General features: G+C 60.8%; 21 protein-coding genes and 1 riboswitch. Of the genes, 9 read left to right on the top strand and 12 right to left on the bottom strand.

All coding sequences use genetic code 11. The annotated features are described in order from the left end of the window. Positions 1-133: 133 nt before the first annotated feature. The 3 genes from AB6809_RS19345 to waaC form a co-directional block, all read right to left on the bottom strand. Positions 134-1,123 carry a glycosyltransferase family 4 protein gene (locus AB6809_RS19345; RefSeq protein ID WP_371026979.1) on the bottom strand — a complete coding sequence of 330 codons (990 nt, stop codon included), beginning with the start codon at positions 1,121-1,123 and terminating at the stop codon, positions 134-136. Positions 1,124-1,200: 77 nt separating this feature from the next. Beyond that, positions 1,201-2,325, bottom strand: a complete 1,125-nt coding sequence (locus AB6809_RS19340; RefSeq protein ID WP_371026978.1) for a glycosyltransferase family 4 protein — start codon at positions 2,323-2,325, stop codon at positions 1,201-1,203. Then, positions 2,322-3,290 (bottom strand): lipopolysaccharide heptosyltransferase I, encoded by a 969-nt coding sequence (waaC, locus tag AB6809_RS19335; RefSeq protein WP_371026977.1) that lies wholly within the window; start codon positions 3,288-3,290, stop codon positions 2,322-2,324. Before waaC ends, AB6809_RS19340 begins: the two co-directional genes overlap by 4 nt. A gap of 713 nt (positions 3,291-4,003) precedes the next feature. Between waaC and AB6809_RS19330 the strand changes: the two genes are divergently transcribed. The 4 genes from AB6809_RS19330 (at position 4,004) to AB6809_RS19315 (ending at position 7,740) form a co-directional block, all read left to right on the top strand. Continuing rightward, complete coding sequence (locus AB6809_RS19330; RefSeq protein ID WP_258196185.1) at positions 4,004-4,486, top strand: outer membrane protein; 483 nt, start codon at positions 4,004-4,006, stop codon at positions 4,484-4,486. Positions 4,487-4,640: 154 nt separating this feature from the next. Beyond that, a riboswitch (yybP-ykoY riboswitch) is annotated at positions 4,641-4,833 on the top strand. A 145-nt stretch (positions 4,834-4,978) separates the two neighbouring features. Beyond that, on the top strand, positions 4,979-5,989 hold the full coding sequence (locus AB6809_RS19325; protein WP_371026976.1) for a sodium:calcium antiporter: 1,011 nt from the start codon (positions 4,979-4,981) through the stop codon (positions 5,987-5,989). Between the two features lie 253 nt (positions 5,990-6,242). After that, complete coding sequence (locus AB6809_RS19320; protein WP_107710095.1) at positions 6,243-6,905, top strand: acetyltransferase; 663 nt, start codon at positions 6,243-6,245, stop codon at positions 6,903-6,905. Between the two features lie 97 nt (positions 6,906-7,002). After that, the gene (locus tag AB6809_RS19315) at positions 7,003-7,740 is read left to right on the top strand and encodes an acetyltransferase (RefSeq protein ID WP_371026975.1); all 738 of its coding nucleotides are present in this window, start codon (positions 7,003-7,005) and stop codon (positions 7,738-7,740) included. 102 nt (positions 7,741-7,842) lie between these two features. On the opposite strand, the gene AB6809_RS19310 is transcribed toward AB6809_RS19315, so the two are convergent. The 5 genes from AB6809_RS19310 to AB6809_RS19290 form a co-directional block, all read right to left on the bottom strand. Further along, positions 7,843-8,988 (bottom strand): DegT/DnrJ/EryC1/StrS family aminotransferase, encoded by a 1,146-nt coding sequence (locus tag AB6809_RS19310; RefSeq protein WP_371026974.1) that lies wholly within the window; start codon positions 8,986-8,988, stop codon positions 7,843-7,845. A 38-nt stretch (positions 8,989-9,026) separates the two neighbouring features. Next, positions 9,027-11,402 (bottom strand): tetratricopeptide repeat protein, encoded by a 2,376-nt coding sequence (locus AB6809_RS19305; RefSeq protein WP_371026973.1) that lies wholly within the window; start codon positions 11,400-11,402, stop codon positions 9,027-9,029. 217 nt (positions 11,403-11,619) lie between these two features. Beyond that, positions 11,620-11,919 carry a flagellar protein FliT gene (locus AB6809_RS19300; RefSeq protein ID WP_006050879.1) on the bottom strand — a complete coding sequence of 100 codons (300 nt, stop codon included), beginning with the start codon at positions 11,917-11,919 and terminating at the stop codon, positions 11,620-11,622. A gap of 17 nt (positions 11,920-11,936) precedes the next feature. Continuing rightward, entirely contained in the window at positions 11,937-13,463 is a 1,527-nt protein-coding gene (gene fliD / locus AB6809_RS19295) for a flagellar filament capping protein FliD (protein ID WP_006050880.1), read from the bottom strand. Positions 13,464-13,600: 137 nt separating this feature from the next. Beyond that, a complete protein-coding gene (locus AB6809_RS19290) occupies positions 13,601-14,773 on the bottom strand; it encodes a flagellin (RefSeq protein ID WP_006050881.1) in 1,173 nt (390 codons plus the stop codon). Between the two features lie 262 nt (positions 14,774-15,035). Between AB6809_RS19290 and AB6809_RS19285 the strand changes: the two genes are divergently transcribed. Both AB6809_RS19285 and rpsU read left to right on the top strand, forming a co-directional pair. Beyond that, positions 15,036-15,977: an aldo/keto reductase gene (locus tag AB6809_RS19285; RefSeq protein WP_371026972.1), complete on the top strand. Its 942-nt coding sequence runs from the start codon at positions 15,036-15,038 to the stop codon at positions 15,975-15,977. A 364-nt stretch (positions 15,978-16,341) separates the two neighbouring features. Continuing rightward, on the top strand, positions 16,342-16,554 hold the full coding sequence (gene rpsU / locus AB6809_RS19280; RefSeq protein WP_006050883.1) for a 30S ribosomal protein S21: 213 nt from the start codon (positions 16,342-16,344) through the stop codon (positions 16,552-16,554). Between the two features lie 125 nt (positions 16,555-16,679). Here rpsU and AB6809_RS19275 read toward each other — a convergent pair whose 3' ends face one another. Both AB6809_RS19275 and AB6809_RS19270 read right to left on the bottom strand, forming a co-directional pair. Beyond that, the gene (locus AB6809_RS19275) at positions 16,680-17,105 is read right to left on the bottom strand and encodes a hypothetical protein (RefSeq protein ID WP_006050884.1); all 426 of its coding nucleotides are present in this window, start codon (positions 17,103-17,105) and stop codon (positions 16,680-16,682) included. A 369-nt stretch (positions 17,106-17,474) separates the two neighbouring features. Continuing rightward, complete coding sequence (locus AB6809_RS19270; RefSeq protein WP_371026971.1) at positions 17,475-18,107, bottom strand: DNA-3-methyladenine glycosylase I; 633 nt, start codon at positions 18,105-18,107, stop codon at positions 17,475-17,477. 101 nt (positions 18,108-18,208) lie between these two features. Here AB6809_RS19270 and AB6809_RS19265 point away from each other — a divergent pair, with 101 nt between their 5' ends. Together AB6809_RS19265 and AB6809_RS19260 are read left to right on the top strand one after the other, a co-directional pair. Beyond that, the gene (locus AB6809_RS19265; protein ID WP_371026970.1) at positions 18,209-19,099 is read left to right on the top strand and encodes a BadF/BadG/BcrA/BcrD ATPase family protein; all 891 of its coding nucleotides are present in this window, start codon (positions 18,209-18,211) and stop codon (positions 19,097-19,099) included. A gap of 203 nt (positions 19,100-19,302) precedes the next feature. Further along, a complete protein-coding gene (locus AB6809_RS19260; protein ID WP_114156563.1) occupies positions 19,303-20,124 on the top strand; it encodes a Cof-type HAD-IIB family hydrolase in 822 nt (273 codons plus the stop codon). A gap of 126 nt (positions 20,125-20,250) precedes the next feature. On the opposite strand, the gene AB6809_RS19255 is transcribed toward AB6809_RS19260, so the two are convergent. Together AB6809_RS19255 and aqpZ are read right to left on the bottom strand one after the other, a co-directional pair. Next, a complete protein-coding gene (locus tag AB6809_RS19255; protein WP_006050889.1) occupies positions 20,251-20,577 on the bottom strand; it encodes a PXPV repeat protein in 327 nt (108 codons plus the stop codon). A gap of 385 nt (positions 20,578-20,962) precedes the next feature. Next, positions 20,963-21,703 (bottom strand): aquaporin Z, encoded by a 741-nt coding sequence (gene aqpZ, locus AB6809_RS19250; RefSeq protein WP_006050890.1) that lies wholly within the window; start codon positions 21,701-21,703, stop codon positions 20,963-20,965. 294 nt (positions 21,704-21,997) lie between these two features. On the opposite strand from aqpZ, the gene AB6809_RS19245 reads away from it, so the two are divergent. Then, the gene (locus AB6809_RS19245) at positions 21,998-22,300 is read left to right on the top strand and encodes an H-NS family nucleoid-associated regulatory protein (RefSeq protein ID WP_006050891.1); all 303 of its coding nucleotides are present in this window, start codon (positions 21,998-22,000) and stop codon (positions 22,298-22,300) included. Positions 22,301-22,503: the final 203 nt, after the last annotated feature.

Here is a 22,503-nt window from a genome sequence, read left to right as displayed (position 1 = left end):
CTTGCACGCTACCTGCTGGTTGTGCGCCGTGTCCATGCGATACCCCTCGCTTTACTCAAAGGTGCGGAGCCTGGACCGCTCCCTATGACCCTGCAAGTGATGATCCGTATTTACAGTGCATTCCGGGGTCTGACTAGTCCTGGCCCGGCGCCTGACGATAAAACGCAGCACGAAGCTCCAGGGCCTCTTTCGAGTACATCGATTCGACGGTTTGCCGGGCGCGCTGTCCCACGGACGTACGCAGTGCCGGATCGGCTAGCAGCGCGCCCACAATCCGTCGCGCCTGTTCGGTCGTGTCGAAGAGAAAGCCGTTCTCGCCGTGCCGGATCGAATCGGCGTAGCCGCCGTTCCGATGGCATACCACCGGAAGGCCGCAGGCCATTGCCTCGAGCACGACCCGGCCGAATGTTTCGACGTGAGACCCTGTCCGGTAGTAGAAGACGTCGAGAGAGCGCAGAAAATCCGCGGCTGGCGTAGCTCCCTCGGGAAGAAGCTCGATACCTGTGTTCTCCCCGAGCGCGTTGCGCAGACATGTAGCTCCCTGCAGCCTTACACCGACCCCTTGAGCAGACCATTCACGATACAGCACCAGGTCTTCGTCGTTATGCTTGTCATTGGTGTCGCGGCTCAGACGCCCTATCACCGGCCGATTGCGTGCCACACCACCTACCGTCGCGAACAGGTCGATGTCAATCGGCGATGGATGCACCACGCCATCCACGCCTACCAGCTTTTTCTGGAATTCGGAGATGAACACGTACTCCGTCTTCGGCCAGCGCAGCAAGGGCGGATGCTTCGATGTCAGCGTCAGTATCTTCGGATGGAACGTGTTGAACACGTAGATCAGACGTTGTGGCACTGCGGCGAGATACGGCCATACCGTGTTGCGCCAGTGTGCTCCGACGAAGACATAGGTGCCTCCGTTCGGGCGGTGCCTCGGTGCAATGCCGAGAGGGGTGATTCCGAACTTTTCGCGCAGTTCGGGCGAACTGCGCGACGATGTCGACCACAGTCTCACTTCGCTTTGCTTGCCAAGCAGGTGAGCGAGGTTGAGCGTCTCCTGTTCGCTGCCGCCGTGCGGATTCTGGAATCCGTTGAATATGTGAATAACCTGTTTTGGCATATTAGATAAGAGCGGCTGGAGCCCGTTTGACCGATCGCATCAAGTCGGGCCGACAGCGACCATTGCGAATGGACCTATTACGACTGGCTTAGTCGGTAGACCATCTCCGTCCTGTCGACAAACAGCTCTTGAGAAAACTCGTCGACTGCCTTTGCTCGCGCCATCTTTCCCATGTCCGCCAGGCGGTCGCCCCGCTCGAGAATTCCTTTAAGCGCCCGAGTTAACGAATCGGGGTCGTGCGGCGGGACGACCCAGCCGTCGACGCCATCACGAACGTTCTCCGGCAGACCGCTGTAGCTCGACACTATCACAGGCTTGCCCATCGCCATCATCTCGCGGCAGGCAAACGACACAGTCTCGACCGCATATGACGTGACAAAGCCGATATCGAACGCCCGGATATAGGGCTTCACGTCTTCCACGAAACCCGCGACTTCGAGCTGGCTGCGCATACCCACCGAATCAATAACCTGCCACTGCTCTGCGCTCGGCTCCGTTCCGACAACCACGACTGCAATCTTTTCACGTAGCGATGGCGGCAACGCGCTCACTGCGGCGATCACGTCCATGGTGCCCTTGTACCAGTCGAAGCCTGTCACGGTTCCGAGCACCAGTTTGTCGGCTTTCGATTCGCCGAGCAGCGACTTAGGCGCCGCGGCGATCTCGGCCGCGTCCGACGGCTTGAAGTCGTCGATGTCCACACCATTCTTGATGGTGATAAGCGAGCAGTGTCGATATACCGAATCGCGCACAAGGCTCGCAGTGGAATCGGACACGGCAATGACATCATCTGTCGCGCGGGCTCTGATCTTCGTGACGAAGTCACTCTTGATGGCGATGGAGTTGTGTTTGGTCAATACAATGCGTGGCTTGCGGCCCTTGAAGCACATCAGGCTGAATACGACTAGGCGATGGTCTGGGGAGCCGTTGACGTGCACAACATCAAAGCGTTCTGTCTCCAGCAACGAGCGCAATGCGCGCCACGCTGAAATCATGCGGCCGGCGTCTTTCAGCTTGGCTGGGAATTCAAGCGGCAGTGTCGTCACGTGTTCGAGCTTGCTGGCCTTTTCGAATAGCCTGCTGCTCGAGGGCGCAGCCACAAATATCTGATGCCGCCTGGAAAGCCCCTTGGCAATCGCCAGAATGTACGTATCGTGACCTCCGCCGCGCCCGTAGTGAAAATTGGTCAACAATATCTTCAAGGCAAAGGCTCCAGCGAAGCAATGGCGTCCAGGACTTCCGTTACCGAGGGTGGGCGCCCGTCGTCACCAACGGACACCGATACGCCAGGCACGTCGACGCCAAAATAACGCCGTGCTGTTGCAGTGAAGATCATGACCGTGGGCTTGCCGAGTGCGCTTGCGAGATGCACGAAGCCGGTATCTGTCCCGACGATGAGCGTGGCGGCATCGACGTACTGCGCGACCTGCAAGATAGACATCCGCGGCAGTATACGGGAGCCCCTCACGTCCTTCGCAATTGCGATGGCCTCCTGTTCCTCGCGGGCTGAACCCCACGGCAGAAGGGGGGTAATGCCGCGCTCGACAAGCGAGCGGCCAATGGCAACCCAGTGAGCCGTCGGCCACTTCTTTACATCGCTCGAAGTGGCATGGAACAGCATCGCGTACCGCTGTTCTTCTGGCTTGACGGAAGGATCGGCAGACCTGGGGATTGACAGGTCGAAGCGCGGTGCCCCGCTCACCTCGTAGCCGAATGCGTCGGCGACAGTGCGGCGCAAGCCGTCCCACGCATTGAGATCTTCGCGTGGCGCGAAGCGGCCAGTGTAAGCAAAGGCGGCGCCGCTCTCGCCGAGGTCTGCCGAACGATAGCCTAGACGCCGGCGCGAGCGCGCAAGGAAAGAAATTATCGCGCTTTTGTAGACGCCCTGAAGATCGAGAACGATGTCGTATTTCTCGCGTCGCAGTTCAGATATCGATGTAAAGATCGCCTTGAGCTCGGCCCCAGAGCGGTTTTTCTTGAAGCCCCGCAATGGCGCGCACAGCACGCGGTCGATGCCCGCATTCCAGCGTGGAACATCGGCGAAGGACGCATCGGCGGCCCAGTCAATCTTGACGCCAGGAAAGGCGCGATGCAGGTCGGCCACCACGGGCTGACCATGTACCAGGTCACCTAAGGAGGTGACTTTCACTATTAGAATGCGTTTCATTCCATTACCATTCAACAAGCGGACTTCACTTCAGCATCCGTGAGACCTATACCTCGATGCTGTGCAGTGACCTGAGGGAAATCAACGGCAGGATATCCAGCTTAGATTATCCCGGACTTGGTCCAAGGGTTCCCACACGCCGGGAGCAATCAAAACGACTTTGGTTCAGATCGGCTGCAGGGCGGTTCGTAGCAGCGGTATTTTCGACATAGCAATAGAGCAACTATCTATTTGCAAGCTATCGGAAGGCTGCCTGGGGCGCCCGGGTTCCGGGTTGTTGCACGCGAGTCGCGTAGGATCATACAGGACCCAGCGGGTACGGGACCTTGGCGTACTCAGTCTCCGGTCGTGCGTGGAGAGACGTTTCGTAGACCTTAGGCGGAGCAGATCCGGCTGTCGTGCTCGAAAGCGTGGTCCCGCAGTACCATCGACAAACCGCCAAAACAACTCGAACTCGCCCGACGCGCTGCCCCACCCACACGCCTCCTAGCCCCCGCCTCACCTCTTCGCTGAAATTTCAGATCGTTCTCATCCATTCGCTGAATCGGCGCGCGCTGCCTATGCAATTCCCATCGATATGGGAATAGTTGCGCGTCGGCCTACGCCGACCCTTTCGCATTCCAGTGCGACAGGCATTGCGAGATCACTCGCCGGACTAAGAGCTTTATTTGCAATTCATGCACAAAATAACCAGATCAATTCTCGCGGCATCGGTGGTTCTTCTTTCGCAGATTCCTTGCGCACAAGCGGCGCCGCAAGCGGGCGCAAGCCAGTTCGCCGGTCCTTATGTTGGTTTCAAGCTAGGCGTCAATAATTCGGATGCATCGGGCGCATTCAACAAGGCGTCGCATAACACGGTGTTTCCGGGCTTCACCGCCGGATACAACTTCGACGTGCAGCGGTTCGTGGTAGGAGCCGAGGCTTTCGCGGATTTGCACCACGGCTCCACCACCTTCAAGGACGCCGGAATCGACGCCAAATTCGGCATGCCGTTTAACCAGTTCATGCCCTACATTCGCGCCGGCTTCACGGGCGACGACCCCGATACGCGGTTCCATTGGGGCCTCGGCGTGGACTACAAGTTCGCGGAGCATGTCAGTGCGGTCGCCGAATGGACCACGGACTCGAGCCATCACGACGGCACGAAGAGAACAAACAATAGCTTCACGGTAGGCGTCCAGTATCACTTCAATTAATGACTCGATGAGCTTGCGCGCGGCGAGAAAACAGACCACTGCGCAAGCTGCATGGGCACCACGCTTGGCACGCAGTAAAAGCTCGGCTCGCGGCCAACACAGTCAACAAGCTTCTTCCCGAAGGCTTGTTGCCTCCGCCCACTCCCGCTAAAATCCCCGGGTCACTGGGGAGTAGCCTTCCTTCACGCATCGCGGCATAGCGGCATCGCGTGAAGGAGAGCGCGTCAACATACTTGGCCTGCGGGTCATGGCGCGTTCGACCGGGTCGGTTTGGCGAGACCATTGGCGCACTGCTTCGTTCTGGTCGGACGGGTCGCGGTGCGTCATGGTTCGTCTTACGTCCGACCTCGGAGCCGCTGTGAAATCCCGCGCTGTTCAATCTCCTCGTCTTCTGCTCAACTTGCTGTCGCGCGATCTGCCGCGCCGCACGTTTTCGGTCCATCACGTCAATCACGTCGATCACGTCAATCCCTTCGATGCACGGAGCCGCGCATGACCGGTCTTCTCATCGAATTGGCCATCATGCTGGTCGTCATCCTCGTGGCGGCCGAGCTTTTCACCAACGCGCTCGAGCATCTCGGCGAGCGGCTTAAGATATCCGAAGGCGTGACCGGCTCGTTGTTCGCTGCAGTCGGCACCGCGTTGCCCGAGACGCTCGTGCCGCTGATAGCGATTGTCGGCGGGACGAGCGATCGTGCCGTCAACGAGGAAATCGGCGTGGGCGCGATTCTCGGCGCACCGTTGATGCTGTCCACGCTGTCTACCTTTCTGATGACGCTCGCCGTGCTGCGCTCGCGCGGCGTCGGCGGACGCGTCGCGCCGGAGCGTTCGGGCTTCACTCGCGATCTCAACTATTTCCTCTTTGCGTTCCTGCTGGCCGCCGCGGCCATGTATGTGCCGCATGAGCAGCGCATCGTGCGCGCGCTCTTCAGCGTCGCGCTCGTCGGCGTGTATGTCGCGTATGTCGTGGCGACCTTCCGCGCGTCGAACGATCTCGTCGATGCAGGCCACGGCACCGAAGCGCCCGGAAAGATGATGCTCGCGCGCCTCGGCGTGCCGACCAACCTCGCGACGATCGCCGTCCAACTGCTGATCGCGGTCGCGCTGCTCGTGTGGGGCGCGGAGGGTTTCATCCACGGCGTGCGGGGCGTGTCCGCGGTGGTCGGCGTGTCGCCGCTGCTGCTGTCGCTGCTGATCATTCCGATCGCCACGGAGTTGCCGGAGAAGGTCAACAGCATCCTGTGGATTCGCCGCGGCAAGGACACGCTGGCGTTCGGCAACATCACGGGCGCGATGGTGTTTCAGGGCACCTTGTTGCCCGCTATCGGCATTCTGCTGACGCCGTGGACGCCGCGCATCGAGGTGGTGACGGGCATCGTCATCACGCTGGTCGCGGCGGGCTGGCTGCGGCTCAACGCGCGAGAGCACGGCGCGCCCGTGTGGGCGCTGCTGGTCTGCGGCGCGCTGTACGCCGCTTATCTGGCGATCACGCTAAGCCGTTAGGCGTTCGAGCCACGCCGCCGGCGAATCACAAGCCGCGGCGATGCTCCCGCCCAATACATCGATCTAACGGCTTTTCTCTCGCTAACTCCCGGAATCGCGCGATGCGGGACGACGGCATAATTTCACAAACCATTGCGACATGGATCTCGACTAGCGCCGCCGACGAAATCACCGTTGCGCGGCGCATTATTCGCGCATGTTGTCGATGCATCAAGCGGCAGGGAACCAGTCGAGCAAGTCCGCGGAGGCGGGTATGAGCCACATTGTCATCGTCGGATCGGGCGGCCATGCAAAAGTCGTCATCGATATTGTCGAGCAGGAAGGAAAGCACAGCATTGCCGGGTTAATCGACGCATACCGCAACGTTGGTGAACGGACGCTCGACTATCCAGTGCTAGGCGGCGAAGCCGATCTTCCCCGTCTCGTGGCTGAACACGATCTGCAAGGCACCATCATTGCAATCGGCGACAACGTCGTCCGCTCGAAAGTGGCGGCGAAGGTCGGGGCGCTTTGCCCCCAACTGCAGTTCATGAATGCCATTCATCCGCGGGCCACGATTGGTCGCGGCACAACGGTCGGGGCGGGCAGTGTAGTGATGGCTGGAGCGGTCGTTAATCCCGACTGTCGCGTAGGCCAGTTCTGTATTCTGAACACGAACTCGTCTCTGGATCACGACTCTGTGATGGACGAGTTTTCGAGCCTGGCGCCCGGAGCGATAACCGGTGGCAACTGCCGGATCGGTGCGTATTCCGCCATTAGCATCGGCGCAGTGCTTCGCCACGGCATCAACGTCGGAGAGCACAGCATCGTTGGCGCGGGAGCTACCGTTCTGAGGGACGTCGAGCCGTATTCGGTCGTCTACGGCAGTCCCGCCAGGAAGGTGCGCGACAGGGTTGCCGGGGCCCGCTATCTGTGAATGCAGGCCCTACGTTCACCCTGTCTACAACTTGCCCGGCAGTTCCATGCGGCAATAAAGTCATCGTGCACTAAACCTCAACACGCACTGGATTTATATGAACGTTGTTACGTCGGATGACAGCATCGGCGTCGTGCCGACTCATCCTCTATCGAAGCATTTCATTGTGATCGGCTACCGGGACGGGGCTTTCTCGACCATCCCTAACAACTTCTTCAGGAACTGGCTGGATGAAGAGGCCTCCGACGGAGTGTTTCATATCGGCCGATGCAGTGTTCTCGGCGTGGGTTCGGTCGCCAGATACGACGGCCATGCGCAGAAGCTGGTGATTGGAAAGAACGTTGCAGGCGGTATGGGGCTCAAGTTCATTCTGAACGCCCAGCATGAAACGAAGACCATATCGACGACCATGTTCAGCATCTACGGCAACGGTCTCACCAATGCAATGATGCCGCAATACGCTGACACCGTTATTCATAACGATGTGTGGATCGGCGACGAGGCTGTATTCCTGGGCGGCAGCGTCATCGAAAGCGGATGCGTTATCGGTGCGCGCTCGCTGATACCGCCGAACTTCCGCAGCGAACCGTATGGTATCTATGCGGGCTCGCCGGCGCGGCTGCTGCGTTTCCGTTTTTCGGAAAAAGTACGGGAGCGCTTGCTGGAGCTGGCATGGTGGGACATGTCGCTGCAGTGGATCAAAGACAATAACGATGCGTTCGTTGTCGATCTCACGGCGGACGAGGGGCGTGCGCTCGAAGTACTCGGTGAGCTTCAGCGGGCGAAAGCCGCCGAACTGGCGACTGTGCGTGAACAGTCTCAGCAGACCTTGTAATTACTGGCGGGCTTCTTTCCTGACACAAACAAAGAGCACTCGACGCATGTCCTGCGTCGAGTGCTCTTTTGTATCTGGAGTTCACAAGAGAGCGTGCTGCTTTTAATACGTCTTGATGATATCGACGATCCGTTCCACGTTCGCAGTGGAAAGACCGGGGTAAATCGGCAGACACAGCACTTTCCTCGCCGCATCGGCTGCGACCGGAAGGTTGGCGGGGTTGGCGCTGACGAGACCGCGATACATGGGGAAATCCGAGATCAGCGGATAAAAATAGCGGCGCACGATGATCTTGTGCTGACGCAATCTCTCGAACAACGCGTCGCGACTGCACGGAAAATCGTCTTCGACGAGAATCGGGAAGTAAGCGCGATTCGCAATGGGGCTGTCGCAGGCCGGCAGGCAACGGATGCCTGGCACATCGGAAAGCAGCGCGCAGTACTGGGAAGCGATATCGCGTCGACTGGCTAATGCTTCATCGATATTCTTCAATTGCAGAAGGCCGAACGCGGCATTGACCTCGCTCATCTTGCCGTTAATGCCGGGCGCGACCACCGTCGTCTCGTCGACGAAACCGAAGTTCTTCAGGTGGTTGACCCGCTGTTTGGTCTTTGCATCCGGGCAAATGATCGCGCCGCCTTCGAATGTGTTGAAGATCTTCGTCGCGTGAAAACTCAGAACGGAGAGATCGCCGTGGCGAAGAACGCTGCCGCCGCCCGTGCGCACACCAAATGCGTGAGCCGCGTCGTAGATGACCTTGAGGTTGTAGTTGTCGGCGATCTTCTGAATGGCTTCGGTGTCGCAAGGATAACCATAGCAATGCACCGGCAGGATCGCCGTAGTCTGCGGCGTGATGGCGGCCTCGATCTTTCGCGGGTCCATGTTCAGCGTGTGCGGATCGACGTCGACGAAAACGGGCTTGATGCCGTTCCAGAGGAGCGAATGCGCGGTTGCCACGAAAGAATAGGGCGTTGTGATCACCTCGCCCGTAATGCGCAGCGCCTGCAATGCAGTAACGAGACCCAGCGTGCCGTTCGAAAACAGCGCAAGGTGGTCGACGCCGAGATACTCCTCGAGCGCCGCCTCGAGCCGTTGGTGAAACGGGCCGCCGTTAGTCAGCACCTTGCTGTCCCAGATCTCGCGAAGATACGGAATGAAGTCGTCAAGCGGCGACAGATAAGGTTGCGTGACAAAGATGGTTTCTTCTGTCAGCGCCGAAACAGCTCCAGCAGGCAGGCTTGCGTTCATGATTGGGTTCTTCGCTAGTAGGTGCAGCGCGCGGCTCGTTAGATCACCGCGTCCGTCGAAAGCGCAGCAGGCGACGGGGACCAGTCAGCCGGCAAGGTCGCTTCGAAGGCGGTAGGCGTTTGATCCGCGCACCAACGCTTCCACATGGTGCGCAGCGCAATCGACAGACCCGCCGCGACCTTCTCCGGCTGGAATGGAACGGAGTTCAGGCAGCGCTCGCGCATGCCGATTCGAAGTTCGTTGAGCGCGTCCAGATCGCGAGTCAACTCGAGACTCTTGCGGACAAAATCTTCCTTGTCGCGCACGATGAACTGTTCGAGTCCAACGTGCTCGAGCCAGCAGGCGCCTCCGCGGCTCGGCATCGATATGCCGGGCATCGTGATCGTTGGGACTCCCATCCATAGCGCGTTGAGCGTCGTGGTCGAGCCCGTGTAGGGGAACGTATCGAGGCAGAGGTCGACCTGGTGGTGCTGCTGCATGTAAAGAGGCAGCGACCCGCGCGGGCAAAACGTCAGCCGGTCGGCGGTGATGCCTTCGGCAGCGAACCATTCCAGATATGTCGGCTCGTCCAGCTTGCTCGAGATCGCGCCAATCACCATTCGCGAGGACGGCTCGGCGCGCAGAATGACGCTCCAGAGTGCGATAACTTCCTGACTCAGCTTGTTCAGCCGGTTGAAGCTGCCGTACGTGACATAGCCTTTATGAAGTGCGGGCAACGCATTCACGGGCGGGCAGTTCGGCGGCGGCATGAACGGAGCGATCGCGGGCAGCAGCGCCAGTTTTTCGACGAACTGATCCTCGAATTGCGCGGGAGGCGTGATGAACCGATCCGACAGGTAGTAATCGAATGCGGTCATTCCGGTGGTGGCTGGATAGCCGATCCACGACGCCTGAATAGGCGCGGGCTTGTGTGCGAGCGCAATGATTCGCGAATGCGCCGTATGCCCCGAAAGATCGATGACAATATCGATTCCGTCATCGGCAATCTTTTTGCTCAGCGCCGCATCGCTAAGATCGGCCACCGCGTGCCACGAGTCGGCGTGTGCGCGAAGCTTCTCGGTAAGGTGGTCATTCACCCCAAAGGTGTAATAGAAGTGAAGCGATAGCTCGGGGTCATGGGTCAAATGCTGCACGACGGGCAGAAGATAGTAAGCCGCCGCATGATTGCAAAAGTCGCCGGAAACGAAAGCGATGCGCAGCTTGCGCTCGGGATCACGTCGATTGGTGTAACGGCGGCTCGCAACGATGGCGGGAACGTCGTGCATTTCCCCGAATAACCTGTGTTCCTTAAGGAACGCGGCCTTGCTGATCGTATTGCTGTGCGTCAGGCAGAACAGCAAATTCGTGCGTGCGTTGCTATTGGCAGGCTCGATTTCAAGCGCGGTGCGCAGCGCGGCTTCGGCTTCCGCGATAGCGCCGATGCCGAGATACACGTTGCCCAGCGAACTGTGTACAGAAGCCGAGCGCGGTGCAAGCTGTGCGGCTCGCATGCATGACGCAATCGCCTCCGCCCGCCGTCCAAGCGCGACCAGCGTGACGCCGAGAATCCGATGTGCCTCTGCGTGATCCGGCGCAATGGCGATAAGTTGCCGTGCGTGCCGTTCGGCTTCGTCCAGCGCGCCGGTGTGGCGCGATGTATCGGCGAGCAGTAATCGGCAAATCATGTCAGTGGGATCCAGCTCCACGCCTTTGCGCGACGCTTCGAGTACTTCGCGGAATTGATTGTTCTTGTGAAGCGAAATGGAGAGCGCACGCCAACTCTGGATGTCTTTCGGGTAGCGAGCGGTCAGCTTGCGAGCGAGCTTGATGGCTTCCGGGAAATTGCCCTTGTGCACCAGCGCGTTGTGCTTTTGAATCTCCGCGGCCGATGCTGCACGATGCTGAGCCGCGCTCAACGGTACGCGCGCGATTTTTGCCGGCTCCTCGGCCGCTTCGCCGATGACCAGATTCACGTCTTGCACAGCGTCCGGATGCGCATTGACTTTGATTTCCATCCGCTTTTCCGGCTGCGCCAACTGATGAATCAGGCTATTCATCGCGGGGCCTTGAACGCCCTGCTGTTGTGCCAGCTCCACCGCGGTCCATGCGGCTGCTAACTGATTGCTTTCGAACAGCGCATTGATATAGGCGACCCAATACTGTCCGTTGGACGGTCTCACGCCTAGCGCGACCTCGAAGTGCGGAACGGCTTCGGCGGCGCGGTTCGTCTGGACCTTGATCACGCCGAGGTTGTAGTTCGCGTCCGGATGCTCCGGCATGGCCTCGAGAATGGCTTCGAACAGCGCGCGCGCGTCGTCGATCTCACCCTTGTGATATTGCTCGATGGCGCTCTGCATGACGAGAGCGATGTCCTGAGCACGCTGCTGTTCAGGAGTGAGAGGCTGGGACGTCGGGAACTGGAATTGGATGGACATGATGCTCGCACGAGGAAGCTGTACGTTGGATTATCAAGTCCGAATTCGCGCCGTGAAGGGTGGAAGTGACGGCAAAATGGCCACCAATTCACCTGATTACGAAGCACAAAAAGAAACGCCCGCGCAAGGCGGGCGAGGGTGCAACGAGCGCAGCTTTACTCCGGTGCGCAGTTGTTGTTGGTTATACGGTTAAGGCGTCTTTGCGCCGCTTATCGGCTTACAGCAACGCCGTTTTCTGATACTTGTCGACGGCGCTCGCGCGGCGCATCGCGGCCGTGAATTCGGCCTGCAATTCCACTTGCGTGGTTTGCGCATTGGCGTAAAGGGCCGCGTCGCGCGCGACGATCGAACGGATCACGTCGAGCGAGCCTTGCACCTGCTGCGCGTCGAGCGACATGATCAGCGGCGAGCGGATTTCGGCGAGCCGCGCGGCTTCGGGCCAGTCGGCCAGCGCGGCCGCTTGCTCGATTTCGCCGGTCAGCGCCAGCACTTTCCCGATCAGGGCAGAGGACTCCATGTGCGTTCTCCGTGTCGTTACTTGTTGGTCGCGAGTGCGCCGGCGCTATTCGTGCCGCCGAACAATTGCGTCAGGTACTGCGAGTTGTTGTTCATCGTCGCCATCAACGTATTGAGCGCCGTGAACTGCGCCGAGTATTGGCTCGTCAGCTGCGCAATGTAGTCGTTCAGGCTCGTCTGTTGTGTCTGGATGCTCTTCAGGTCGGAGTTCAGCGCGGTGGTCCGCACGTCGATCATGCCGCCTGTCTTCGTGAAATTGGTGATGCTGGTGCTCAACTGCGCGCCGATGCCGTTGGTCGAATTGAACAGCGAGGCCACCGTCGACGAGTTGTTCTGCAATGCGTTGGTGAGCGCCGCGCTATCCACCTGCAGCGTGCCGTCGGCTTGCAGCGAGATACCGATCGAGCCGAGGCTCTGCGACGTGCTGCCGTTCTTCACGCCGCTCGCGACAATCGACGAAAGCGCGTTCTTGATCGTGTTGAGCGTGGAATCGCCGAGCAACGGACCCTGCGTCGTCGCGCCCTGCGTGTATTGCGCGAGCGTGCCCATGGTCGTCACGACCGTGTTGTAGAGCGACACGAAGTTGTTGATCGCGCTGGCCTGCGAGGTGGTGTCCGCTGCAACCGTCAGCGTTTGCGTGGTCGCGGGGGTCGTCACCGCGGCCGACGTCAGGTTTAGCGTCACGCCCGCGATCGCGCTCGTGACCGAGTTGGTCGAGCTCGACGCGGCAATGCCGTTGATCTTGAACTCGGCGTCTTGTGCAGCCGTGCTTTGTGTCCACGCGCTCGCGTTGTTGGCCGACGTGATGGTCGACTGGCCGCCCGTCGTACTGGCCGTCGACGTCACGCCGAGGCTCGACAGGCCGTTATCGCCGCTCAGGTTGCCGACCGCCACGCTGATCGTGTTGGACGCGCCGGTCGTGCTCGACGCGAGCACGAGGTGGGCGCCGTCAGTGCCGTTCACGACAGTCGCCGTGATGCCCGGGTTGCCGGTCGCGCTGTTGATTGCGGCGGCGATGCCGGCAACGGTGTTGTTGCTGCTCGTGATCGACACGTCAAACGACTTGCTGCCGAGCGAGAGCGACAGCGTGCCCGTACCGAGCGCCTGGCTAGCCGTGAAAGCCGACGACGACAGCGCCTGCGACGCCGCGACCTGCGAGACCGCGACGCTGTAGCTGCCGGCGACCGCGCCCGTGGTGGCAGTCGCGGTGATGCCGGTGCCGCCGCTCAAGGTCGCGGTAAAAGTATTCTGGAGTCCGCCGTTGGACAGCGAAGTGAGGCCCGTTTCCAGCGCGCCAAGCGCGGCCGAAAGCGTGCCGAATGCGGAAATCTGGGTGTTGTCCGAGCTTTGTTGCGCCGTCAACGCGGCAACCTGGCCGGCAGTCTTCGAATTTACGAGAGCCGTGACGAGCGTCGACACGTCCAGCGACGAATTGCCCGTCGCGCCCGTGATGACCGACTGCATGGCCTGCTGCAGGGCTGCATTGTCGGCTGCGACAGTCGCTGATGCCGCGCTCGCCGCCGATGAACTCGTAATCGTTGACATGAAAATGCTCCGTGCGTCCGTGTTGATGCGTGATGGGCGTAACAGAAATGCTGGATGGAAGGCGAGCCTTCCATCGAAACGCTAAAAACCGGACAACGCGCGGTGAAGCGCGAGGTCCGGTCAAACTTCAGAAGCTATTACTGGAGCAGCTTCAGAACTTGCTGCGGCTGCGAGTTGGCTTGCGCCAGAACCGAGATACCAGCTTGTTGCAGCACTTGAGCCTTCGAGAGGTTAGCAGTTTCCTGCGCGAAGTTCGCGTCGGTGATCTGCGATTGTGCCGACGACAGGTCGGTTGCTTCAGCTTGCTGCGACGTTGCAATCGCGCTGAAACGGTTCTGTGCTGCACCGAGACTTGCTTGCAGGTTGCTGACCGCGGTCAAGGCGTTGTCGATTGCGACCATTGCCACGTTCGCACCGCTGACCGTGCTGATGTCCAGCTTCGACACCGAGGTGTTCGACGCGTTGACTGCGCCGATCTGTGCCGTTGCGGCGAGAACCGACTTGTCCAGCGCTGCGTTCGTCTGGTCGTATGCAGCCGTGTTCATCGTCAGCGTCGTGACCGGAGCGCCCAGCGTAGCGTTCGTCTGTGCACCTGCCGAGAAAATCGTGCTAGCGGCTGCCGAGCTGATCGCCGAACCGTTCTGGTCGGTGAAGCTGAAGCCACCATGACCGTCCGACAGCACGTTGATCGACGTGATGATGTTCGCGCTCGGCGTCGACGTTGCTGCTGCGCCCGTCGCTGCGTCGATGTTCAGGTTGCTGATCGTGCCAGCCAGTTGGCCGGTTGCCAGCGAACCGCTGCCGAGGCTAGCGGCCGACATGCTCTTCGACAGGTCGAGGTTGATCGTCTGACCGACGTTCGCGCCAACCTGGAAGCCGACGATACCAGCCGAGCCGTCCAGAATGTTCGTGCCGTTGTACGTCGTTTGCGACGCGATACGGTTCACTTCCTGGATTTGCTGCGCAACTTCCTTCTGCAGCGCTGCCTGGTCCGACGACGACATCGTGCCGGTCGAAGCCTGCACAGCCAGCGTACGGATACGTTGCAGGCTGGAAGTCAGCGAGGACAGCGCGCTCGACGCCGTCTGAATCAGCGACACGCCGTCGTTCGCGTTCGACACGCCCTGGCCCAGACCGTTGATCTGGGTTTGCATACGGGTCGAAATCGCCAGACCTGCTGCATCGTCAGCCGCGCTGTTGATGCGCTTGCCCGACGACAGGCGGGTGATGGCTTGCGACAGGGCGCTTTGCGAGCCGCTGAGGTTTTGCTGTGCAACCAGCGAGTTGATATTGCTATTGATTCCGAGCATGGAAAATCTCCTAAATAAGCCTGAGCCCAATACGCCATATTGGCATCGGCGGAAGCTTCGTTCATTGCTGGCCGCCTCAGTGAAGGTTGACGGCCCTCCTAAAAACTTGAGGAACTTTCTGTAATCGCACACCGATTTGCTTGCCGGGCGGGGCGCGCGAGCCGCGCCGGACAAGCGTTTGAGGCTCATCCGCCAGGCGCGCTGCGGGATTTGAAAAGGCGGCGTATCCTCTTTTTCTCTTGCGATAAAGCCGGGAGAAATCATGCAAAAGCGCCGCATTGGACACTCTGAATTGCAAGTCGCACCGCTTATGTTCGGCGGCAATGTATTCGGCTGGACCGCCGACGAAGCGACTTCGTTTTCGATTCTCGACGCGTTCGTCGACGCCGGGCTGGACTTCATCGACACCGCCGACGTGTATTCCGCCTGGGCGCCGGGCAACCACGGCGGTGAGTCGGAGGCGATCATCGGCAAGTGGTTTCAGCGTAGCGGCAAGCGCGACAGGATCGTGCTCGCGACCAAAGTGTCGAAGCATCCGCAGCGCAAGGGGCTCTCGGCCGCGAACATTCAGGCAGCCGTCGAAGATTCGCTGCGGCGCTTGCAGACCGATTACATCGACATCTATTTTTCCCACGACGACGACACCGCGACGCCGCTTGCCGAGACGCTCGGCGCGTATCAGCGGCTGATCGAGGCGGGCAAGGTGCGGGTGATCGGCGCGTCCAACTACAGCGGCGCGCGTGTGGAGGAGGCGCTGGCGCTCTCCCGTCAGCATGGGCTGCCGGAATATCAGGTGTTGCAGCCGGAGTACAACCTGTACGATCGCGCCGGATATGAGACCGATCTGGAGCCGGTGGCGCTCGCCTATCAGCTCGGCGTGGTCGTGTACTGGAGTCTCGCGAGCGGATTTTTCTCCGGGAAATATCGCTCGAAGGAAGATCTTGCCGACAAGGCGCGCGGAAGCCGCGTCGAGAAGTATCTGAACGAGCGCGGTCTGAGAATCCTCGGGGCGCTCGACCGGGTCGCGGCGCGGCACGCCAGTACGCCGGCCAGCGTCGCGCTGGCGTGGCTGATCGCCCGGCCGAGCGTGACCGCGCCGATTGCGAGCGCGACGTCGCTGCAGCAGCTGGACAGCCTCGTCGCCGCTGTTCATCTGACGCTGACGGGCAGCGACATCCGGGAACTGGACGACGCGAGCGCTTGAAGCGCGGCCGCCGCGGCCTGGCGTAATCCCTAAACCCCTGGTACGATGGACAGTTTCCTGATATCATCGGGAGTGAATTGAGATCTTTGCCTGTTTCGTCATCGTCTTTTCGTTGATGGAAGGTTTGGCGAAACGGCAGCAGGCGCGGCTTTGCAATACGTCTGTCCGCGTTCCGCGGTGAGCTCCACACCTCTCTTTTCCGGCCTCCGTGGCCGCTTTGCCTCTCGTTTCATTCGTGGTTTGGCCGGGTTCTTCCCGCGTTTGCCTGTTACTGGCCATGAATCGAAACGACCGGAGGGCCGGCGCGTGAGCGGTTTCCCCGCCACGCAATTAACCCCTATCAAGTGATTGAGTTAGGAATTACATGACGACGATTCTTCTGAAAGAAAACGAGCCGTTCGAAGTGGCGATTCGCCGCTTTCGTCGCGCAATCGAAAAGAACGGCCTGATCGCAGAACTGCGTGAGCGCCAATCGTACGAAAAGCCGACCACGGCACGTAAGCGCAAGAAGGCTGCTGCTGTGAAGCGCCTGCACAAGCGCCTGCGCAGCCAGATGCTGCCGAAGAAGCTGCACTAAGCACGCTTTTTCAGCACGGTCAGAACGGCGGTGTGAGCTTCGAAAGAAGCCACATCGCCGTTTTGCTTTATGGGCGCCCGGTTGCCTCGCGAGTTGGCGCGGGCGGCGGCGCGCGCCTTGTAGCGTTAAGCCGCGTTCTTCAGCATGTGCGCCGACAGACCGAACTGGCGTGCAATCGAATTCAGGCGGTCATCCCATTCCCACGTGCCGAACACATCGTGCACGTTTTGCAGGCAGCTGAGCAGATCGATCGTCTCCTGATCGTACACATTGATGCGCGACCGCAGCAGCGCCTTGCGCAGCGCGGCGATGCCGGCGTCCATGTAAGCGGGCGCCGCGACGGGCGTTTTGCCGATATAGCGCACGGGCACGCCTTCCATGGCCGTCATGTAATCGCGCAGTTTGATGAAGTTGCCGACCGGGCAGCCGCCGCAATAGCCGCGGTAAGCGCCGCCTCCGCGCGGCAGGAGCGCCGCGCGCTTTTGCCCGAAGAGATGGCTGACGGCCTGGTCGAAAATGTCCTGATGGGTGAGGAAGGTAAGAGTTTTCATGATGGTTTCGCTATGCGACGCGGTCGTTACTCGTTATTGAGCGGCTGATTCCAGTATCCCGCTTGCGTTCGCTGGCGAAACCCCGACTAGCATCGCGAAACGTCCTCAATTCGAACATTCGCGCGAGTCCGAGGAGCGCTTTGCGCCGGCGTTGCGGCGGCGAACGCAGCGGTCACTGCTGCTTGTGACCGCTCATAACCGTATAACGGCCGGCATCGGCGATAAGCACAGCAGGGCTTTACCGGATAGCTGATGCGGACGGGCGTGTGATGATCTCGCAAGGGGACTGTTGCGAGCGAGGCCGTTGCGATAAAGCGATGCTCCGTCAGCCAGAGCGGCTATACGAGTCGCCGATTGAACGCCCCAACCTCAACCGGCCTTACGCGCGCGTCCTTTCTTGCCGAGCGCTGCACACCTGGCGCGGCACATGCAAGTTGCCTCGTGATCGTTGACCATGCCGACCGCCTGCATGAACGCATAGCAGATGGTCGAGCCCACGAACTTGCAGCCGTAGCGTTTTAGCGCCTTGCTGAGCGCATCCGATACTTCTGTCGATGCTGGCGCCTCCTTGTACGATGCCCATCCGTTCTGGATCGGCGTGTTATCGACGAACGACCAGATGAAGTTGGCGAACGACCCATGCTCCGCCTGAATCTGCTGCACGGCGCGCGCATTCGTGATGGCGGATTCGATCTTGCCGCGATGGCGCACAATGCTTTCGTCCACGACGAGCCTCTCGACCTGCGCCGGCGTGAAGCGCACAACCTTGTCGATGTCGAAGTCCGCGAATGCTCGCCGGTAGCCGGCCCGCTTGTTGAGAATCGTGGACCACGACAAGCCGGCCTGCGCGCCTTCGAGCACGAGCATTTCGAAGAGATGCTGGTCGTCGCGGGACGGCACGCCCCATTCGGCGTCGTGATAATGTGCGAGCGCTTCGCTCGATACCCAGTTGCATCGCTGTGTCAATTTAGCGCTCCCCGTTGTGATGTCGCTCGCCAGCATAGCCGAACGCCTGAGCGCCGCAAGCTGGCCATTCGGCCAATTGCCGGATCGAAAAGGACCTGCCACGCTATGCCTATTTCTCAAGAAACGCATTTCAATCGATGAACAAAGACCTATTTCTGATCGGCGTCGACGGCGGCGGCACCGGCACCCGCATCGTGCTCGCCGACGCGCACGGGCGCGAACTGGCGCAGGCGGCGAGCGGGCCGTCGGGCTTGGGGCTTGGCGTCGAACGTGCGTGGCTTGCCATTGCGACCGGCGGCGAGCAGGCATTCGCGAACGCCGGCGTTGCGCTCGACTGGTCGCGCTGCGTGCTCGGTTGCGGTCTCGCGGGCGTGAACAACCGCGACTGGCTGGCGTCGTTTCTCGCGCAGGCGCCCGCGCTGGCCGGACTCGCCGTCGAAAGCGATGCGTACACGACACTGCTCGGCGCGCACGGGGGCGCCCACGGCGTGATCGTCGCGCTCGGCACGGGCAGCATCGCGGCAGCGGCGGATCATGAGGGCGGCGAATGCCGGATCGTGGGCGGCTACGGTTTTCCGTCCGGCGACGAAGCGAGCGGCGCCTGGCTCGGCGTGCGCGCCATCGTCCATGCGCAGCACGCGCTCGACGGCCGCGGCCCCAACGACGACTTCGCGCACGCGCTGCTTGCGCACGTCGGCGCGAGCGATCGGGACGCCCTTACCGTGTGGCTTTGCGAGGCGAATCAGACGGCGTACGCGAGTCTCGCGCGGGTCGTGATCGCGCACCGCACGCATCCGTTTGCCGCGCGGCTGCTCGGCGCGGCGGGCGTTGAAATCGGCAAGATGATCGCGGCGCTCGACCCATCGGCGAGTTTGCCGATTGCGTTGTGCGGCGGGCTGGGCGCGCCGTTGCGCGAATACGTGCCGCAGGCTTATCAGCCGCGCTTGCGCGAGCCATTGGCGGATTCCGCGCACGGCGGCTTGCGGTTGGCGCAGAGGGAAGCTGGGCGGCAGGCGGGTGAAGGTTGAGGCGGAGGCTTGAGGCCGAGTCTTGAAGCCGAGCCTTGGAGGCGAAGCTGGGAGCCGAGCCTTGAAGCCGAAGCTCGGAGCCGAAGCTCGGAGCCGAAGCTCGGAGCCGAGCCCTAAAGGCGAACCTTGAAGCCCAACCTTGAAGCCGAGCACCGAGGCATCGACGGTAAAATACAGCCTCCCAAGCTGCCTGCCATCTCGCCATGTACAAAGTCATCGCCACGGATCTCGACGGCACGCTGCTCAATGCCGATCACCAGGTCGACCCCTTCACGGTCGCCACCGTGCGCAAGCTCGAAAGTGACGGCGTGCAGTTTGTGATCGCCACCGGCCGCCATTTCTGCGACGTCGCCGGCATTCGCGACATCCTCGGCATCAAGCCTTATCTGATCACGTCGAACGGCGCGCGCATCCATGCGCCGGACAACACCGTGATCCACGCCGACGATCTGCCGCCCGCTATCGTGCAACGCCTCGTGCAGCCGGAGATTGTCGGCGCGCACGGTCGCGTGATCGTCAACCTGTTCGCCGATCAGGCGTGGCTGATCGACCGCGACGCGCCCGAGCTGCTCAAGTTTCATCAGGATTCGGGCTTCACCTACGAAGTGGCCGAACTGCTGGCGCACGACGGCGTGGACATCGCCAAGGTGCTTTATATCGGCGACCCGGCGGACCTCGCGCAAGTGGCCGCGAACCTCGCGCGCGAATTCGGCGACGCGCTCTACGTGACGTACTCGCTGCCGGACTGTCTTGAAGTGATGACGTCGAATGTGTCGAAGGGACGCGCGCTGCAGATCGTGCTCGAGCGCGTGGGCGTCGATGCCGCGCACTGCGTGGCTTTCGGCGACAACATGAACGACATCGACCTGCTCGAAACAGCCGGCCATCCGTTCATGATGAACAACGCCAATCCCGACCTGATCACGCGCCTGCCCAACGTGCCGCGCATCGGCAATAACTTCGAAGCGGGCGTCGCGCACCACTTGCGCAAGCTCTTTTCAATCGACGACGAACTGATGGCCTAGCGCCTCGGGCTGCAAACGGCACTGGCCCGCATCTGCTTTCGCGGATGCGGGCCAGTCGGTGAAGCCGGGCTAGCTCAGGTTACGTTCGTTCCGGGCCGGCAATCGGTCGCGCCATCAGTATCGCAATCAGTCGCGCCATCCGCCGCGGCGTCCGTCGTGGTCGCCACGATCGCCGCGGCCGCGGTCGTCATAACCCCAATGGCGGTCGTTCCGGTTCCAGCCGCGCTCGTAACGGTGGTCGCCGCGATAGTAGTCGCCGCGATCGTACCGATGCCCCCAACCGCCGTTGCCGTAGTACACCGGTTGCGGCGCTGCATAGACCGGGGCGGGCCGCGTGTAGACCGGCGCGCCGAGCGAGACGCCGATATTGAGATCCGTATGCGCTTGCGCGACCCCGCATGCGCCTGCTGCAAGGCCCGCGGCAACCAGCAATTGAGTGACGATGCGTTTCATGTTTTTCTCCTGCAAGAGGCCTGCTGTGACGCGACAGAGGTTTGTCGCACAGGTCCAATCTACGCAATCCGGTCGGCCGGGACTGCGACCAGATGTTACGGACTGCAAGCAACTCCGCAGGATCTGAGGAACGGCGAGTTTGCGCTCGTGCGGTGCCTGGCGCCGGGTGATGACGACGAAAAGGCTGTCGGCGCAGGCCGCGGGCCTATTCGAACGCCGCCACAAGCGCTCCGCCGTTACGCCGAAGCAGCGTCGCGGCGCGCAACGCGTAATCGCGGCTTACATCTGTATAACGGATTAATCAAATCGAATGGTTGCGACGTAAGCCCAAAAACAAAACGGGCGCCGCAGCGCCCGCCTTGCTCACTCAGACAACCGGGCTCGATCAGTCGAGAGCCAGTTTCTGCGCATTGCCGCCACGGCTTTCCGCGATCAGCGGATACACCAGGCCGGCAACCACCGCGCCGATGATGGGCGCGATCCAGAACAGCCACAACTGATCCACCGCGGCACCGCCGACGAACAGCGCCGGGCCGGTCGAGCGCGCCGGGTTGACCGACGTGTTCGTGACCGGAATCGAAACCAGGTGAATCAGCGTCAGACACAGGCCGATGGCGATCGGCGCGAAGCCGGCCGGCGCGCGCTTGTCGGTCGCGCCGAGAATGACGAACAGGAAGAAGCCGGTCATGACCGCCTCGCAGGCGAACGCCGCGACGAGCGAGTAATGGCCCGGCGAGCGGTCGCCGTAGCCGTTGCTCGCGAAGCCGCTCGCGACCAGGTCAAAGCCGGGTTTGCCGGACGCGATGAGCGCGAGCACCGCGGCACCCAGCACCGCGCCCGCCACCTGCGCGACGATGTACGGGAGCAGGTCGCGAGCCGGGAAGCGGCCGGCCACCGTCAGGCCGACGCTGACCGCCGGGTTCAGATGGCAGCCCGAAATGTGTCCGATCGCAAAGGCCATGGTCAGCACCGTCAGCCCGAAAGCGAGCGACACACCGACGAAGCCGATGCCGAGCCCATGCACCGGACCGGCGAAGTTCGCGGCGAGAACCGCGCTGCCGCAGCCCCCGAGCACGAGCCAGAATGTGCCGAACAACTCGGCGGCAAGGCGCTTTGACAACTGCATGTTTGGGTATCCTAAAATAATTGACGCTCGGGAAGCACGGAGCGTGAACGCACGGCCGGCGCGGGCGCGTGCTGTGAACGTTCAATTCTAGGGAAAGAGTGGCCAATCGAGTGTCAAGAATCGTCAATGCCGGCTGGCTTTACCAGTTATTACGGGATAAAGCCGTTTTACAATTGAGCTATGTTTAATAATTATCAGAAGATAGCTCGCTTAATGGGTAATGTTATCCATTGCGAATTTTTATAATTACAGTTAGTCTGCGAGGCGAATGAGTTCTAAAAGGGGAGAACCGGAATGTCTCAATATGCAGACCTCAAGGCGCAGATCGCCAAATTGCAGGCACAAGCAGAAGAAGCTCGTCGCACGGAAATTGACAATGTGATAGCCGACATCCGCCAAAAAATCGCCGAATATGGCCTGACTGCACAGGACCTCGGCTTTGCAGTGGCCGCCAAGCGGGGCCGTCCGCCCAAGAAGGCGCCGCTACCGGCTAAATATCAGGACCCGAAAACGGGTAATACGTGGAGCGGCCGCGGCAAACCGCCCAAGTGGATCGTCGGCAAGAACCGCGAACGTTTTCTGATTGGCGCGAGCTGAGTTGCTTGCGAGTGAGCGCGAAAGCGGATTGAAGGACCAACGCCGCTGCGTGTTTACTCGACTGTACTAATCGGATGTGGAAGCGCATCCACGGCGCCATTAAAAAAGCCGCCTTTGCCAGGCGGCTTTTCTTAAAAGTAGCGCGATAAGACCGGCTTATCGTCCGCGCAAACGATTCACATGGAAAAATGTGCGCGGTTTTC

It is taken from the genome of Paraburkholderia sp. RCC_158, assembly GCF_041355255.1.
In the GTDB taxonomy this organism is placed as follows: Bacteria; Pseudomonadota; Gammaproteobacteria; order Burkholderiales; family Burkholderiaceae; genus Paraburkholderia; species Paraburkholderia graminis.
This window is presented reverse-complemented; position numbering and strand designations above follow the sequence as displayed.

Bases quoted from the DNA above. Each gene is read 5' to 3' on its own strand.
- AB6809_RS19320 (WP_107710095.1), top strand. From the start codon at position 6,243: ATGAGCCACATTGTCATCGTCGGATCGGGCGGCCATGCAAAAGTCGTC.
- AB6809_RS19345 (WP_371026979.1), bottom strand. From the start codon at position 1,123: ATGCCAAAACAGGTTATTCACATATTCAACGGATTCCAGAATCCGCAC.
- AB6809_RS19315 (WP_371026975.1), top strand. From the start codon at position 7,003: ATGAACGTTGTTACGTCGGATGACAGCATCGGCGTCGTGCCGACTCAT.
- AB6809_RS19290 (WP_006050881.1), bottom strand. From the start codon at position 14,773: ATGCTCGGAATCAATAGCAATATCAACTCGCTGGTTGCACAGCAAAAC.
- AB6809_RS19265 (WP_371026970.1), top strand. From the start codon at position 18,209: ATGAACAAAGACCTATTTCTGATCGGCGTCGACGGCGGCGGCACCGGC.
- AB6809_RS19275 (WP_006050884.1), bottom strand. From the start codon at position 17,105: ATGAAAACTCTTACCTTCCTCACCCATCAGGACATTTTCGACCAGGCC.
- AB6809_RS19300 (WP_006050879.1), bottom strand. From the start codon at position 11,919: ATGGAGTCCTCTGCCCTGATCGGGAAAGTGCTGGCGCTGACCGGCGAA.
- fliD (WP_006050880.1), bottom strand. From the start codon at position 13,463: ATGTCAACGATTACGAGTTCATCGGCGGCGAGCGCGGCATCAGCGACT.
- AB6809_RS19310 (WP_371026974.1), bottom strand. From the start codon at position 8,988: ATGAACGCAAGCCTGCCTGCTGGAGCTGTTTCGGCGCTGACAGAAGAA.
- AB6809_RS19325 (WP_371026976.1), top strand. From the start codon at position 4,979: ATGACCGGTCTTCTCATCGAATTGGCCATCATGCTGGTCGTCATCCTC.
- AB6809_RS19270 (WP_371026971.1), bottom strand. From the start codon at position 18,107: ATGCTGGCGAGCGACATCACAACGGGGAGCGCTAAATTGACACAGCGA.
- AB6809_RS19255 (WP_006050889.1), bottom strand. From the start codon at position 20,577: ATGAAACGCATCGTCACTCAATTGCTGGTTGCCGCGGGCCTTGCAGCA.
- AB6809_RS19285 (WP_371026972.1), top strand. From the start codon at position 15,036: ATGCAAAAGCGCCGCATTGGACACTCTGAATTGCAAGTCGCACCGCTT.
- waaC (WP_371026977.1), bottom strand. From the start codon at position 3,290: ATGAAACGCATTCTAATAGTGAAAGTCACCTCCTTAGGTGACCTGGTA.
- AB6809_RS19305 (WP_371026973.1), bottom strand. From the start codon at position 11,402: ATGTCCATCCAATTCCAGTTCCCGACGTCCCAGCCTCTCACTCCTGAA.
- aqpZ (WP_006050890.1), bottom strand. From the start codon at position 21,703: ATGCAGTTGTCAAAGCGCCTTGCCGCCGAGTTGTTCGGCACATTCTGG.
- rpsU (WP_006050883.1), top strand. From the start codon at position 16,342: ATGACGACGATTCTTCTGAAAGAAAACGAGCCGTTCGAAGTGGCGATT.
- AB6809_RS19260 (WP_114156563.1), top strand. From the start codon at position 19,303: ATGTACAAAGTCATCGCCACGGATCTCGACGGCACGCTGCTCAATGCC.
- AB6809_RS19245 (WP_006050891.1), top strand. From the start codon at position 21,998: ATGTCTCAATATGCAGACCTCAAGGCGCAGATCGCCAAATTGCAGGCA.